The organism is Dehalococcoidia bacterium, from assembly GCA_035574915.1.
Classification (GTDB): Bacteria; Chloroflexota; Dehalococcoidia; order DSTF01; family WHTK01; genus DATLYJ01.
On the sequence record DATLYJ010000087.1, the window covers coordinates 1 to 13901 of the forward strand.

17 protein-coding genes are annotated in these 13901 nt (G+C 67.0%); 9 read left to right on the top strand and 8 right to left on the bottom strand.

All coding sequences use genetic code 11. The features are described 5' to 3' along the window. Positions 1 to 84 precede the first annotated feature (84 nt). From rpmA to VNN10_08110, 7 genes are all read left to right on the top strand, one after another. Entirely contained in the window at positions 85 to 351 is a 267-nt protein-coding gene (gene rpmA, locus VNN10_08080) for a 50S ribosomal protein L27 (protein ID HXH21973.1), read from the top strand. 5 nt (positions 352 to 356) lie between these two features. Beyond that, entirely contained in the window at positions 357 to 563 is a 207-nt protein-coding gene (gene rpmE / locus VNN10_08085) for a 50S ribosomal protein L31 (protein ID HXH21974.1), read from the top strand. Positions 564 to 855: 292 nt separating this feature from the next. Continuing rightward, positions 856 to 1581, top strand: a complete 726-nt coding sequence (locus VNN10_08090; GenBank protein ID HXH21975.1) for an amino acid ABC transporter ATP-binding protein — start codon at positions 856 to 858, stop codon at positions 1579 to 1581. Positions 1582 to 1596: 15 nt separating this feature from the next. Next, a complete protein-coding gene (locus VNN10_08095; GenBank protein ID HXH21976.1) occupies positions 1597 to 2490 on the top strand; it encodes a glutamate ABC transporter substrate-binding protein in 894 nt (297 codons plus the stop codon). 116 nt (positions 2491 to 2606) lie between these two features. Then, on the top strand, positions 2607 to 3290 hold the full coding sequence (locus VNN10_08100; protein ID HXH21977.1) for an amino acid ABC transporter permease: 684 nt from the start codon (positions 2607 to 2609) through the stop codon (positions 3288 to 3290). Next, entirely contained in the window at positions 3287 to 4087 is an 801-nt protein-coding gene (locus tag VNN10_08105; protein ID HXH21978.1) for an amino acid ABC transporter permease, read from the top strand. Before VNN10_08100 ends, VNN10_08105 begins: the two co-directional genes overlap by 4 nt. A 66-nt stretch (positions 4088 to 4153) precedes the next feature. Beyond that, positions 4154 to 4534 carry a cupredoxin domain-containing protein gene (locus tag VNN10_08110; protein HXH21979.1) on the top strand — a complete coding sequence of 127 codons (381 nt, stop codon included), beginning with the start codon at positions 4154 to 4156 and terminating at the stop codon, positions 4532 to 4534. 215 nt (positions 4535 to 4749) lie between these two features. Here VNN10_08110 and hisF read toward each other — a convergent pair whose 3' ends face one another. From hisF to VNN10_08145, 7 genes are all read right to left on the bottom strand, one after another. Further along, on the bottom strand, positions 4750 to 5508 hold the full coding sequence (gene hisF / locus VNN10_08115) for an imidazole glycerol phosphate synthase subunit HisF (GenBank protein ID HXH21980.1): 759 nt from the start codon (positions 5506 to 5508) through the stop codon (positions 4750 to 4752). Positions 5509 to 5574: 66 nt separating this feature from the next. Continuing rightward, a complete protein-coding gene (gene hisA, locus VNN10_08120; protein HXH21981.1) occupies positions 5575 to 6300 on the bottom strand; it encodes a 1-(5-phosphoribosyl)-5-[(5-phosphoribosylamino)methylideneamino]imidazole-4-carboxamide isomerase in 726 nt (241 codons plus the stop codon). 19 nt (positions 6301 to 6319) lie between these two features. Next, a complete protein-coding gene (locus VNN10_08125) occupies positions 6320 to 6706 on the bottom strand; it encodes a 2TM domain-containing protein (GenBank protein HXH21982.1) in 387 nt (128 codons plus the stop codon). Between the two features lie 24 nt (positions 6707 to 6730). Continuing rightward, on the bottom strand, positions 6731 to 7354 hold the full coding sequence (hisH, locus tag VNN10_08130; GenBank protein ID HXH21983.1) for an imidazole glycerol phosphate synthase subunit HisH: 624 nt from the start codon (positions 7352 to 7354) through the stop codon (positions 6731 to 6733). 63 nt (positions 7355 to 7417) lie between these two features. Then, positions 7418 to 7912 carry a GNAT family N-acetyltransferase gene (locus tag VNN10_08135; GenBank protein HXH21984.1) on the bottom strand — a complete coding sequence of 165 codons (495 nt, stop codon included), beginning with the start codon at positions 7910 to 7912 and terminating at the stop codon, positions 7418 to 7420. After that, positions 7909 to 8661 carry an HAD family hydrolase gene (locus VNN10_08140; protein HXH21985.1) on the bottom strand — a complete coding sequence of 251 codons (753 nt, stop codon included), beginning with the start codon at positions 8659 to 8661 and terminating at the stop codon, positions 7909 to 7911. The genes VNN10_08135 and VNN10_08140 overlap by 4 nt, the downstream gene beginning before the upstream one ends. 41 nt (positions 8662 to 8702) lie before the next feature. Then, positions 8703 to 9437, bottom strand: a complete 735-nt coding sequence (locus VNN10_08145; protein ID HXH21986.1) for a hypothetical protein — start codon at positions 9435 to 9437, stop codon at positions 8703 to 8705. A gap of 305 nt (positions 9438 to 9742) precedes the next feature. On the opposite strand from VNN10_08145, the gene ligA reads away from it, so the two are divergent. Further along, the gene (gene ligA, locus VNN10_08150; GenBank protein HXH21987.1) at positions 9743 to 11809 is read left to right on the top strand and encodes an NAD-dependent DNA ligase LigA; all 2067 of its coding nucleotides are present in this window, start codon (positions 9743 to 9745) and stop codon (positions 11807 to 11809) included. Between the two features lie 13 nt (positions 11810 to 11822). Here ligA and VNN10_08155 read toward each other — a convergent pair whose 3' ends face one another. Continuing rightward, positions 11823 to 12008, bottom strand: coding sequence for a hypothetical protein (locus VNN10_08155; GenBank protein ID HXH21988.1), 186 nt, complete (start codon positions 12006 to 12008; stop codon positions 11823 to 11825). 342 nt (positions 12009 to 12350) lie between these two features. On the opposite strand from VNN10_08155, the gene VNN10_08160 reads away from it, so the two are divergent. Beyond that, a complete protein-coding gene (locus tag VNN10_08160) occupies positions 12351 to 13898 on the top strand; it encodes a trehalose-6-phosphate synthase (protein HXH21989.1) in 1548 nt (515 codons plus the stop codon). The last annotated feature ends 3 nt before the right edge of the window (positions 13899 to 13901 follow it).

Sequence of the window (13901 nt, forward strand, 5' to 3'; positions counted from 1 at the left end):
CAACGCCCCGGCTGCCGCACCCGCGCGGCGGAGGGCAAGGCCGGCTGCCGCCGACAGCGCCGACGACGCTAAGGAAAGCTAGAGATGGCACACAAGAAAGCTGGCAGCAGCACCAAGAACGGCCGCGACAGCAACTCCAAGCGCCTGGGCGTGAAGCGCTATGACGGCGAGGCCGTCCTGCCCGGCACCATCATCGTCCGTCAGCGCGGCACCCGCATCCATCCAGGCGAGAACGTCGGCCTTGGGCGGGACTACACCATCTACTCTCGCATCGAGGGCCGCGTGAAGTTCGAGCCGTACGCGAAAGGCCGGCGCAAGCAGGTCTCCGTGTACGCCCTGGCGGAGTCGTAGCTCGCATGAAGAGCGGCATCCACCCCAAGTACGTCGAAGCGACGATCACCTGCTCCTGCGGCAACACCTGGAAGACGCGCTCCACCAAGGAGAGCGTCCACCTGGACGTGTGCAGTAACTGCCATCCCTACTTCACGGGCGAGCAGCGCATCGTCGACACCGCGGGCCGCGTCGAGCGCTTCCTTAAGCGCTACCGCATCCAGAACCAGTAATCGAAGAGGAAGACTGACGGCCTCGCCAGCCCTCACCGGCTGACCGACTTCGCCGGCTTTGGTCCGCGTGGCCTGTTGACCGCCCCACGCCAGGCCCCCGGTGCGGGGAGCGGCAACGCGTGTGCCCGAACGCCTGCGGAGTAAGCCGGACTTAATGGCGTCAGGCCAAGTCGCAACACTTCCGCGACGATCCGTGCCTCAGTATTGATCCAGGTTGGGCGGGCGCTAAGTGGTGACTTCCCGAGCAGAGGGCAACGGCGCCAGACCGGCGACTCGCCACGGTGAGCCGCGCATCCAGTTTGTCGATGTCTGGAAGCGCTTCGGGCACAACGAGGTGCTACGCGGCATCACGAACCAGGTGTGGCAGCGCGAGAAGGTGGTGATCATCGGACCCTCCGGCTCGGGCAAGAGCACCCTCCTGCGCACCGTGAACCGCCTCGAGACCATAGAAAAGGGGCAGGTCATCGTCGACGGCATTGCAGTCCATGACAAGAGAACCAACATCAACGAGCTGCGCACGCATGTAGGCATGGTGCAGCAGGCCTTCAACCTTTTCCCACAGATGACCGTGCTGGACAACATTACCCTCGGGCCGCGCAAGGTCCGCAAGGAGAGCCGCGCGGTGGCCGAAGCCCGCGCCAGGGCGCTGCTGGAGCGCGTCGGCATCCCCGAGAAGGCGGACTCCTACCCGTCCCAGCTCTCCGGTGGCCAGCAGCAACGCGTCGCGATCGCCAGGGCTCTAGCTATGGAACCGGCAGTAATGCTGTTCGACGAGCCGACCTCGGCGCTCGACCCGGAGATGATCAAGGAAGTGCTGGACGTGATGCGCGACCTCGCGCACTCCGGCATGACGATGCTCGTCGTGAGCCACGAGATGGGCTTCGCCCGCGAAGTCGCCGACCGGGTCTGGTTCATGGCCGAGGGCGTAATCGAGGAAGAAGGGACGCCCGACGAGGTCTTCAGCCGGCCCAGGAGCGAGCGCACCCGGCGCTTCCTGAGCAGAATCCTTAGTCACTAGGAGAAGGAGCTTACGATGAAAAAAGGGTTACCAGCCCTCCCCCTGATAGCGTTCGCCGCGCTCTTCGCCCTCTTCGCCGCTGCCTGCGGCGACGGTGACGACGGCGACGGCCGAGGTGCGACGCCGGCAGCTCAAGCTCCGAGTTTCCCTGCCGGCTCCACCATGGCCCAGATCCAGCAGCGCGGCAGACTGGTCATCGGTGTTAAGTACGACGTCCCGCTATTCGGCCTGTTGGACCCCGTCACCCGCAGAGTCGACGGCTTCGACGTCGCCCTCGGGAAGGAGATAGCAAAGGCCCTCGGCCTGCGCGAAGACCAGGTCGAGTTCGTCGAAGCGGTGACGGCGAACCGCATCCCCTTCCTCCAGGAAGACAGGGTCGACCTCGTAATCTCCACCTTCACGATTACCGAGGAGCGCAAGCAGCAAATCGAGTTCTCTCGCCCCTATTACCAGGCCGGCCAGTCCATCCTCGTGCCAAAGAGCAACACGACGATCAACAGCGTGAACGACCTCAACGGCAAGCGCGTCTGCGCCCAGGCCGGCTCGACAAGCGAGCGGAACGTCGCGCAGCGGGCGCCTCAGGCGGAATTGCTGCCGTTACAGACGATCTCGGCCTGCGTGCAGGCTATGAAGGACGGCCGCGTCGACGCGGTCTCGACGGATGACATCCAGCTCGCCGGCTTCGCTGCGAACGACAACAGCCTGAAGCTGGTCGGCGGTCAGTTCACCAAGGAGCCTTATGGCGTCGGCATGAAGAAGGGCAAGACGGACATGCAGAAGTTCGTCGATGACGTGATCAACGAGATGCTGCGCGACGGCCGATGGGAGCGCATCTACAACCAGTACCTGGGCCGAGTGGAAGGCCTGCCCGCCGCCGCCCAGGCGAAAGCGGACCTGCCTTCGAGCTAGGACGGAGCCCCGGCGTAACCGAGGCGCGGCCCTGTTCGCCCTGCACGAGGGCCGGTGGAGGGCCGCGCTGACCGCGGGCCGGGGGAGGGCGAAGAGAGATCGACTTCATCGCCGGCGTGATCGACCAGATACGTCAGCACTACCCGGAGCTGCTGCGCGGCTACCGCATGACGATCGTGCTCACCCTCGCGGCGATGACCCTGTCCGTCGCGCTCGGCGGCGTCCTGGCGCTCGCGCGCACGTCAGAGTCCCGGCCCCTGCGTATCATGGCGACGGCTTATGTCGAGTGGTTTCGTAACACGCCGCTGCTGGTGCAGCTCTTCTTCCTCTTCTTCGCCCTGCCCCGCCTGCCTCGCTTCGACTTGCCCGTCATCGGAGAGGTCACATGGCTGCTCTCGCCTTTCGAGGCGGCGCTCATTGGCCTCACGATGTACACGACGGCCTACACGACAGAGGCTCTCCGCAGCGGCCTCTTGTCGATCGACCGCGGCCAGACGGAGGCGGCGCGCGCCCTGGGGCTGACCTACATGCAGACCCGGGTCCATGTCGTGGTCCCTCAGGCCTTTCGCATCGCCATTCCGCTTCTCACCAGCATCTTCAGCGCCCTGTTCCGAAACACCGCCGTCGTCTCGGCAATCGGCGTGACGGAGCTGCTGGGGGCGGCAGACCGCATACAGCAGCAAAACTTCCAAACGTTCGAGCTGTTTACGGTGGCCGGAGTGCTGTACCTATCGCTGACCCTCCCGTTGGCCTACGCCTCCGCCCGGCTCGAACGCCGGGTCGCGAGGGCCACGGCATGATCCTCGGCGCGGGCTTTGAGCCCTTCCTCGACTGGCCTATCTGGCGCTTCCTCCTGGAGGGCTTCTGGCTCACCGTGCGCATCGCCGGCTACTCGATTTTTCTGGCCCTGGTGATCGGCATAACGATGGCGGTGGGGCGCCTGGCGCCGATACGGCCCGTGTCCCTTGCGTCCGCTACTTATGTCGAGGTCTTCCGTGCGACGCCGCTGCTGCTCCTCATCTTCTTCGTCTTCTTCGGTGCGGGGCGTCTGGAGGTTGCCTGGGTCCGCAACCTGCCTCTTGGCAGCGAGGTCGTCGACGCCCAGGGGCACATCCTTCCCATTCCCTCGGTGGTGATAGCGCTCACGCTTTACAACAGCGCAGTCGTGGCGGAGATCACGCGCGCCGGCATCCTGTCGATCTCCCGGGGTATCATCGAGGCTTCGCGCTCGCTGGGGCTCACGTACCTGCAGTCGATGCGCCACGTCGCCATTCCGATGGCCGTGCGCCGCATGGCCCCTGGCCTCGTGAGCCAGCTCGTGACGCTGTTCAAGGACACCTCGCTGGCCAGCATCCTGAGCATCCCGGAGCTCCTGCGCAGGGGCAAGCTGATTTACGACAACCCCCTCTACGCCAATGCCCTCGAGACCCTCACCGTGGTGGCGATCATGTACTTCATCCCGGCGTACTGCCTGTCCTTGATCGCGCAGCGGCTGGAGCGCGGGCCGGAGCAGCGCGCGGCCGGCCGGCCGCCACCTCCCGTTCTGCCGGCGGACATGGCTCCGGCGCCGGGCGCACCTGCGATGCCCGCCCCTTGAGGAGTGCTTCCTGGCGTCTACAGATGGGCCTGGTTAACCTGGATAGGACTCCATAGAGGAATTGACGTGCCCCGCCTGCTCCCTGCGCTCGCCATCGCCCTCATCCTTGCCGCTTGCGGCGGCGGCGGTCCTCAGCCCGCCGACCTGACGCCGGGGCCACCAACCACAGACCTGCACCTCAAAGCCAGGGGCATGAAGTTCGACCAGCGCGCGCTCGCCGCGCCGGCGCGGACCGGCGTCAGCCTGACGTTCTCGAACGAAGATAGCGGCGTCCTGCACAACGTGGCCATTTACCGCGACAAGAGCGCGAAGGAGAAGGTCTACGCCACCCCGCTCATGGGCGGCAAGAAGGTCGAGTCCTACGAGTTCGAGACGCCCGGCCCGGGACAGTACTACTTCCGCTGCGACGCCCACCCTGACATGCACGGCACGTTGTTCGTGCAATAGCCACGTTGGTTCCCTACGACCGGCCAGCATCAGCCGCCGGGCCGGCGCCCAACGAATCCGCGACCCATCCGGCAGGCAGCCGAGACGGCGGCGATAGGCCGCGGAGGACTCATCGTACGCGGCGGCTGTATCGTGAGGGGCAGCGCAGCCCGGCTATTCATGCGCGGGCTTGTGGCCGCGAGACGGCGAGAAAACACCGGCGGCGTCAGGCATGGCTACAGCCTGACGGGCAGTCCCCTCGCGGCCATGTACTCCTTCACCTCCCGCACCCTGTAGGTGCCGAAGTGGAAGATGCTCGCGGCCAGCACGGCGTCCGCCTTGCCTTCCAGCACGGCGTCGACCATGTGCTGGGGATGGCCCGCCCCGCCTGACGCGATCACGGGTACCTCCACGGCCTCCGATATTGCCCGCGTCAGCGGGATGTCGTACCCGTCAAGGTGGCCGTCAGTGTCCATGCTCGTCAGCAGGATCTCGCCGGCACCCAGTGCCACCACCCGCTTCGCCCACTCGACGGCATCCAGGCCAGTGGGGCGCCGCCCTCCGTGCGTGTACACCTCCCACTTGCCCTCCCCGACCGCCTTGGCGTCGATGGCTACCACGATGCACTGCGAACCAAAGCGCTCGGCGGAGCGCGCCACGAGGTAAGGGTCGGCTACCGCGGCGCTGTTGAAGGACACTTTGTCGGCGCCCAGTTCGAGGAGCAGGCGCGCGTCGGCCTCGCTGCGGACGCCGCCGCCGACGGTGAAGGGGATGAAGACGCGGTCGGCGGTGCGCTCCACCATCTCGTAAGTCGTGCGGCGGTCGTCGGAGGAGGCGGTTATGTCGAGGAATACGAGCTCATCCGCGCCCTCGGCGTCGTACAGGGGCGCCAGCTCCACCGGATCACCGGCGTCGCGCAACTCGACGAACGACACACCCTTCACGACGCGGCCGCGGTCGACATCGAAGCAGGGGATTACGCGCTTGGTGAGCATCTCTCGGGCCCTGCGCCCGCCTCGCCCTCGCGCCCGCCAGGGACACGGGCGGCGGACAGGCCCGACTCAATGGTGGACGGCGGCGAGGGCCTGGCGCAAGTCGAGGCTGCCGTCGTACAGGGCACGGCCGACGATCACGCCGTCGAGGCGCGGTATGCCCGCCGCCTCCTGGATATGCTCGATGGAGCCGATACCTCCGGCGAGTATCAACTCGACCCCGGGTGGCACGAGGCCGGCAAGGCGGCGCACGCCCTCGAAGTCGGGCCCGAGAAGGGTGCCGTCGCGCGAGATGTCCGTGTAGCTGACGAAGGCTGCGCCGGCCTCGACCACGGCGCGGACGAAGTCATCGACCGGAGGGCCGCTCCCGTCCTCCCAGCCCCGCACGGCGATGCGGCCGTCGCGGGCGTCCGCGCCGACGCCGACGCGGCCAGGATAGAGCAGGCAGGCTTCGCGCAGGAGCTCCGGGTCCTCGACGGCCGCCGTGCCGAGGTACACGCGGTCGACGCCGGTGCTGAGCCAGGCCTCGATCGCTTCGAGGCTGCGGATCCCGCCACCCAATTCGACGGGGATGTCGACGGCGGACAGGATCGCCTCCACCGCGGCCGCGTTGGCCTGCTCGCCACTCCGGGCGCCGTCCAGGTCCACCACGTGCAGCCGCCGCGCGCCGGCGTCCTGCCAGCGGCGCGCCATCGCCGCCGGGTCATCGCCGTACGCCGTCTCGCGCCCGAAGTCGCCCTGGTACAGCCGGACGCAGCGGCCGCCACGCAGGTCGATGGCCGGGATCACTTCCACCAGAGGACTACCGCGGAGGTCAGCCGCCGCGCTGCTTGCGCAGCTCGGCCTCGATCATCCTCTCCTCGGCCTCGCGGCTCCAGAGGGACGGGAAGACGAAGGTGCTCAGGGCCTGCCAGACCACGAAAGCGCCCCAGATACCGGCGATCCAGAGCGAGAACCCGAGGCCGCCACCGGCGAGAAGGTCGATTACCATCAGGGTGCCAACGATGGCGGCATACGTGGCCAGGTGCCGATAGAAGCCGAGTCGAGCGCGGACCTTGCGCTTCGCCCTGCGGTACTCGTCGTCCTCGTATTTCATCTCCCGGCCCCACGGCCCGCGGCCCATCCGCAGGGCGAAGAATGGCAGCTCGATGTCGATGCCCTCGAAGCCTCTGTCCTTGTCACCCTGGTTTCCGCTGGTCACTCCAGGTCGATTATAGGGCTCGGATCACTCCGGCGGCCCGAGCGCGATACGCAAGAAGTTGGCGTAGAAGCGCAAACCCAGGTCGCCGCTCTTTTCCGGGTGAAACTGAGTCGCCACCACGTTGTCGCGGGCGAGGACGCTGGCGAAACGCACGCCATACTCCGTCTCGCCGGCTACCCAGGAGCGGTCCTCGGGATCAGGGTAGTAGCTGTGGACGAAGTAGAAGTACGAGTTGTCCGGGATGCCGTCGAAGACGGGGTGGTCGCGGGTCTGCTGCACCTGGTTCCAGCCCATGTGCGGCACCTTCTGTCCGGACGGGAGCCGCCTGACCCGGCCGGGAATGACGCCCAGGCAGCGGTGCTCGCCGCCTTCTTCGCTCACCGAAAGCAGCGCCTGCTGGCCCATGCAGACGCCGAGGAACGGACGGCCGCTGTCAATGTACTCGCGGATTGGCTGCACCAGGCCGCCCTGCTTCAGGTTGCGCATCGTGTCGGCCGCCGCGCCCACGCCCGGGACGATGAGCGCTTCGGCGCGGTCGACGGCGCGCGCCTCACAGCTCACGAGGGGCTCATAGCCCTGGTGCGCGACCGCGCGCGCGACGCTCCGCAGGTTCCCCGCCCCGTAGTCGACGATGACGACCTGCTTCATGGCTGATCTGATTCTAACAGCCGCCGGCGCCGGACTCCCGGCATCGCGCCGCCCGCGGGGCCGTCAATCGAGCATCAGCTGCATCGTCACGACGTCCAGCCAGCGGCCGAACTTGCGGCCTACTTCACGCTCGCGGCCCGCCTCTACGAAGCCAAGCTGCGCATGAAGCTCGATGCTGGGCCGGTTCTCGCCCGTGATGCGGCCGAGTATCGTGTGGAAATGCCTCGCGCGGCCCTCGGCAATGAGCGCCTCCAGGAGGAGGCGGCCAATGCCCTGGCGGCGGCGGTCCTGATGCACGTAGACCGTGTCTTCGACCGAAAGGCCATAAGCCGGGCGCTCGTGGTAACGCGAGAGACATCCGAAGCCCACGACCTCCTCGCCGTCGACAGCAACGAGGGCGCAATAGGGGTCCCGGTGACTTTCGAGCCATGCCATCTGGACTTCGAGCGACCGCGGCTCAGTGTCGAACGTGGCGACGCCGTTCGCCACCTCGTAGTTGTAGATGGCCAGCACGGCTGGCATGTCCTCGGCGCGAGCCGGGCGGACGAAGACCTTCATGGCCTTGTGGCCTCCAGCTCTTCGACCAGCGCCGGCAGCTCCTCGAGGCTGGCGATGGCGTAGCCAGCGAAGCGGGAGCGCCGCGTGCCATCGCGGTCCACCAGGACGGTGTGCGCCCCCGCCTCCGCCGCCCAGGCGAGCGCTTCTGGCGAGTCATCGACTACGACACAGGCGCCCGCTTCCAGGCCTGCGTAGGCGAAGGCCCTGCCGTAGTAGACGGGACCGGCCTTGAAGGCGTTGACCAGGTCGGGGCCAAACAGGTGCCCGAAGTAATCTCGCAGACCCATGCCGGTCAGGTAGCCGTGCAGCTCGCGCGACTCTTCGCCCGAAGCCGTATGGAGGGCATGGCCAGATGCCGCCAGGCGCCGGACCGCCGCGGGCGCATCGGCGAACCCGGAGCGGCAGCGTGAGGTCACGTACTCAGCTGCTGCGATGGCGATCGCCAGCGCTTCCTCCTCGTCCTCCGGCAGGGGTACGCCCACCTCGCCAGCCATCGCGGCCAGCCAGTCGAGCTGGTAGCGGCGGGACCAGGCGTGATAGGTGTCCACCAGCCCCTTACGGGCCTGATCGGCAAGCAGGCGGTCCCATAGCCCCGCCACGAGCTTCGAGTTGGCCATCGACCAGTCGGAGGCGCTGCCGCCGAGGCGGGGCGGAAAGAACTCGCCGACCAGCCGCACCCATTCGTGGTGTCGTAGCTTGTTGTCGTTCATCACACCGCCGTCGTCGACGAAAACAGCCAGCCGAGGCATGCAGGCATGTATGCTGCCAGTCTGTTCGCCGCCAGGCAAGATCAGCGGACGCTGGACGGGAGCGGCCCGGGCCCCGGAAGCCCGTCCGGCTCGGGAGTCTTGCCGGCGAGGACTGCGGCGACGCGGCGGTCGAGGCGCCGGGCCAACTCGCGGACTTCCGCCCTCACGTCATCGGCCCCGAAGCGCATCACCACGACCTGGCCCACTACGGGGCCTCTCTGGAAGCCGGCCATGGTCACGGTCACGGTCGCCGGGCGGCTGAAGCCGAAGGTCTCCGCCTGCGCCAGGAGCCGGACGCTGACGCCGTAGCCCCGCTTGCCGGACGGCACCTCGAATTCCGCGAAGGAGTGCAGGGTGCCGAGGTCTGTGGTGCCTGAGACCTGGCGCTTCAAGTCCGCGAGGTGATCGGCCAGGTCCCCGGACGCGCCCTCCTCGCTGCGATACAGGGTCACGGAGCTGCCGAAGGAGAAGGCCCCACGCGCCCGGACGATAGCCTCGTCCGAGGTAAACGAGGCGAGGTATCGGAGCACCTTGCCGAAGCGCTGGACGTCCTCCGCCTCGTCCGGCGGGTCCGCCGACAAGGCGATGATGGCGACAGCGTCCTGCTCGCCCGCGTCCGGGGCTATCCGGGCCGAGGCATACGCCGGGCCGAACTCCGAAAGCGGCAGAGCCATCGCTCGTAGCTGCTCGGGGCTCAGCCGCGCGCCTTCTTCGCCCTGCCAGGGCGAGCATCCAGCAACGGCGATCACGGCCAGGAGTAGGACGAGTCGAACCACTTCAAGGGGATCATCGGCAGCGCGAACACCAATGCGATGGTGATGACGTTGGGCGCGGTTCGCGTCACTCCCGCCGCGGCGTCTCGCCTGCAGGCCGTTTGTCCGTAGGTGGCCTTCCATTAAGCTCTGGACAGGCCTGCTAAGCATTGCATAATTACGAGAATGGGCCGCAACCCCGGCCCGGCCCAACGTCACGCCGGTGTTCAGCCCGGCCGGTCAGTGGCGCGTGGATCGGGCTCGATGCGGCCCATTCACCTGACCCCGGCAGCCGTGATGGTCGCACGCCTGTTCGGTATACTCAGAGGGTGACGGAAGCCACCGCCTCGGAACGGTCCGCGCAGGAAGCCAAGCTCCGAGTCGAGGAGCTGCGCTCACAGATCAACTACCACGACTACCGGTACTACGTCCTCGACCAGCCAGAGATAAGCGACGCCGAATACGACGCGCTCATGCGCGAGCTGCGGCAGCTGGAGGAACAGTACCCGGAGCTGATAACGCCTGATTCGCCCACCCAGCGAGTCAGCGGCCAGCCGGTGGAGGCCTTCGGCGTCGTTGAGCACAGGGTCCCGTTGCTCAGCCTCGCGAACGCCTTCAACGAAGAGGAGTTCCGCGCCTGGTACAGGCGCGCGACCGCCCTCGCCGAGCGAGACCCCCTCGCGCTGGTCTGCGAGCCGAAGATCGATGGCCTTGCCGTCGCCCTGGTCTATGAGGGCGGCGTCTTCGTGCAGGGGGCGACCCGCGGCAACGGGTTGGTGGGTGAGAACGTGACTCAGAACCTGCGCACTATCCGCAGCATCCCGCTGACCCTGAAGGGCAGCTTCCCGAAGCGCTTCGAGGTCAGGGGCGAAGTCTACATGACCCGGTCCGGCTTCCAGCGCCTCAACGACGAACGGGCGCGGGAGAACGAGCGACGCCGCGAACGCGGACAGGCGGAGCTCCCGCTCTTCGCAAGTCCACGCAACTCCGCCGCCGGGTCTTTGCGCCAGCAGGACCCATCGATCACGGCCTCGCGGCCGCTCGACATCTTCATCTACCAGCTCGGCTGGGCAGAGGACGGCGAGACGCCGTCCTCTCACTGGGAGACCCTGCAGTGGCTCCGGAGCCTTGGCTTCAAGACCAACCCGCACGCCCGCCTCGTCTCCGGCGCCGACGAGGCCCTCGGTTACATCCGCGAGTGGGAGGAAAAGCGCGATTCACTCGACTACGAGATCGACGGCATGGTGGTCAAGGTCGATGACATCGGGCTCCAGCGCGCAATGGGTTTCGTCGGCCGCGAGCCCCGCTGGGCCATCGCATACAAGTTCCCGGCGACGCAGGCGACGACACGACTGAAGAGCATCGAGATCAACGTCGGTCGCACCGGCAGCCTGAATCCCTTTGCGGTCCTCGAGCCGGTCGTCGTCGCCCACGCCACCGTGAAGCTGGCGACACTGCACAACGAGGACGACATCCGCCGCAAGGACATCCGCATCGGCGACATCGTGATCGTGCAGCGCGCCGGCGACGTGATCCCGCAGGTAGTCGGACCGGTCGTAAGCCGGCGTACGGGTGAGGAAAAGGTCTTCGAGATGCCGAAGAACTGCCCCGCGTGCGGCACGCCCGTGGTCCGCCCGCCCGGCGAGGCGATGAGCTACTGCCCTAACCGCTCCTGTCCGGCGCAGATATTCCGGCTCCTGGTCCACTTCGCCCAGGCGCTGGAAATCGAGGGAATGGGGGAGGCGCTCTGCGACCAGCTGCTGCGCACCGGCCTGGTGAAAGACCTGGGCGACGTCTTCTACCTGACGCTCGAAGACCTCATGCAACTCGAGCGGATGGGAGAGAAGAGCGCGCGCAAGCTGCTGGCGAACATCGAGAAGGCCAAGACAGCCTCGCTCACCCGGATCCTTTTCGGCCTCGGGATCCGCCACGTCGGCTGGGAAACGGCAGACCTGCTGGCGGAGCACTTCGGGAGCATCGACGCCATCGCCTCGGCCTCCGTGGACGACCTCATGTCGGTGCCAACGATTGGGCCGAAGACAGCCTACAGTGTCTACGAGTACTTCCATGACGAGCGCAACCTAGCCGTCATCGAGAAGATGAAGGCGGCCGGTGTACGGATGGTCGGCTCCGCCCCGGCAGCGAGGGAAGGGCCGCTGAAGGGCCTGACCATCGTCGTCACCGGCAGCCTGCAGCGCTGGAGCCGCAACGAAGTCGAGTCCCTGATCCGCCGGCTCGGCGGCAACGTCGGCTCGAGCGTCACGAAGAAGACCGACTACGTCGTCGCAGGCGAGAACCCGGGCTCGAAGCTGGCCAAAGCCGAAGAGTACGGCATCACGGTCCTGGACGAAGAAGGTTTCGCCGCCCTCTTGCGGGAACGCGGCGCCTCAGTCTGACCTCTCGGGCCCGTCAGGCCACGCGCCGCACGCTGCGCGGCACGCGCTGGGCCGCATCTATCGGCGTGCGGCCGGCGCGCCGCCCGCATTGCAGGCAAACGAACTCCTCGTCGGTCTCGAGCAGGTCCCGGTACAGGTCGCCCCCGCAACGAGGACAGGCGCGCATCAGGAGGTTCGGCCTCCGCACGGTGCTCTGCATGGTTGCTCCTTCCGTTAGGCGGGAGGTTGTCGTTTCGCGTGTCAACTCATTCTCGCGGGGAATCTCAGGATTCGAATCACTTCTGACGCCGGCGGTATAACTATTGTCTTTCTCTAACCTGGGAACGTATTCGGCCCGCGATTCGGCCGCGAATCTCCATCCCGTTTGGTCATCGAATCGCGCCCGCTTTCCATAACGAATGCCGTCCCTGAACTCACTTCCAAGAGCGCGGCACAAGCGCTGGAATGCATCAGTTTGCAATGCGGAAAGCGCGCCCTGTACGCGCGTTGATAGGGGCGCTACAGCATGATGCCAGTCGCGGGCTGAAGACAGGAGGGGAGTATGAAAGGCGTCTCGATCGGTGCAGCCGGCGTCACCCAGGAGTGTGTCAGGCAGCGGCCTCAACGCATCCTGATGGTCAGCAACCGTGCCCCCATCGTGCACGAGCGCGACACTGCCGGCGCCCTTGTCCGGCGGGCAACGGACGGCGGCGTGGCTACTGCCCTCTCTGCTGTGGCCGAGGCCGTAGACGTCGACTGGCTCGCCTGCGCGGGCAGCGAGGAAGACGCCGCCCTCGCACTCCGCGGCCAGCGGGTAAAGCTCGGGAATGCCAGCCGCCTCTCATACGTGGCGCCGCCGGCGCAGGCCTATGAGCTCTTCTACAACGCCTTCTGCAATCCTCTGCTCTGGTTTCTCCAGCACGGGATCTGGGACCAGTTGCAGGGCAAGAACACGGGCCTGAAGGCCCTGCACGCCTGGCAGCTCGGCTATCTGCCCGTCAACCAGCTTGTCGCGGAGCGCGTCGCTGAAGCCCTGCGCCGCCGCGTAGACAGGGTCATGTTCCACGACTACCACTTCTACGTCGCGCCGCTCTTCGTGCGGAACCTTCAGCCCAGGGCGTTCCTTCAGCACTTCGTGCACGTCCCCTGGCCCGACCCGGCGGAGTGGATGCGGCTGCCGCGCAAGATCCCGGACTCGATTTGCCGCGGCCTCCTCGCCAACGACCGCGTGGTCTTTCAGACCCCCGAGAACGTCGAGAACTTCCTCGCGACCTGCGACGAGCTCCTTCCAGACTTCCGCGTCGACTTCCGCAGGGGGGTGGTGAAGGGCAAGGAACGTGAAACGCGCGTCTGGGCGAACCCGATATCCGTCGACGCCGTGGACCTGCACCGGCGCCTCTTCTCGCCAGCGGCGCAGTGCGCTGCCGCGGCGCTCCTGCCCGAACTCGGGCCAAAGACGATCGTCCGTGTAGACCGCCTGGACCCGGCGAAGAACATCGTCGCCGGGTTCGAGGCGTTTGGCCACTTGCTCCAACGCCATCCCGAGTACCGCGGCCGCGTGCGCTTTCTTGCTTTCCTTCAGCCTTCGCGGGCCTCAATTCCGGAATACGCGGGCTACACCGCCCGGGTGGTCGCCGAAGCGGAAGAAGTCAACGCTACATTCGGCACGCCTTCATGGCAGCCGGTCAGGCTGTTCATCGGGCAGGACCGCCTGCGCGCCCTCACCGCCTTGCGCTTCTACGATGTCCTGCTGGTCAACTCGCTCGCCGACGGCATGAACCTCGTGTCAAAGGAGGGCGCGGTGCTGAACGAACGCGACGGAGTGCTGGTGCTATCTCGCAGCGCCGGCTCCTACCGTGATCTAGCGCCGGGCGCGCTGGGGGTCGAACCAGGGGACGTCGCGGGGACTGCGGCAGCCCTAAACGAGGCCCTCGGCATGGACGCCGACGAACGGCGGCGGAGAGCGGATGCCCTGCGGGGCGTTGTCCTCGACCACCAGCTGAGCGGCTGGCTCAAGCGACAACTAGAAGACCTCGGCGTGCAGGACGAAGGTCAGGAGGACTCTCTGGCGCTTCACGGCACGCCGCGCCGCTTTACTCTCGCGGGCTAGATG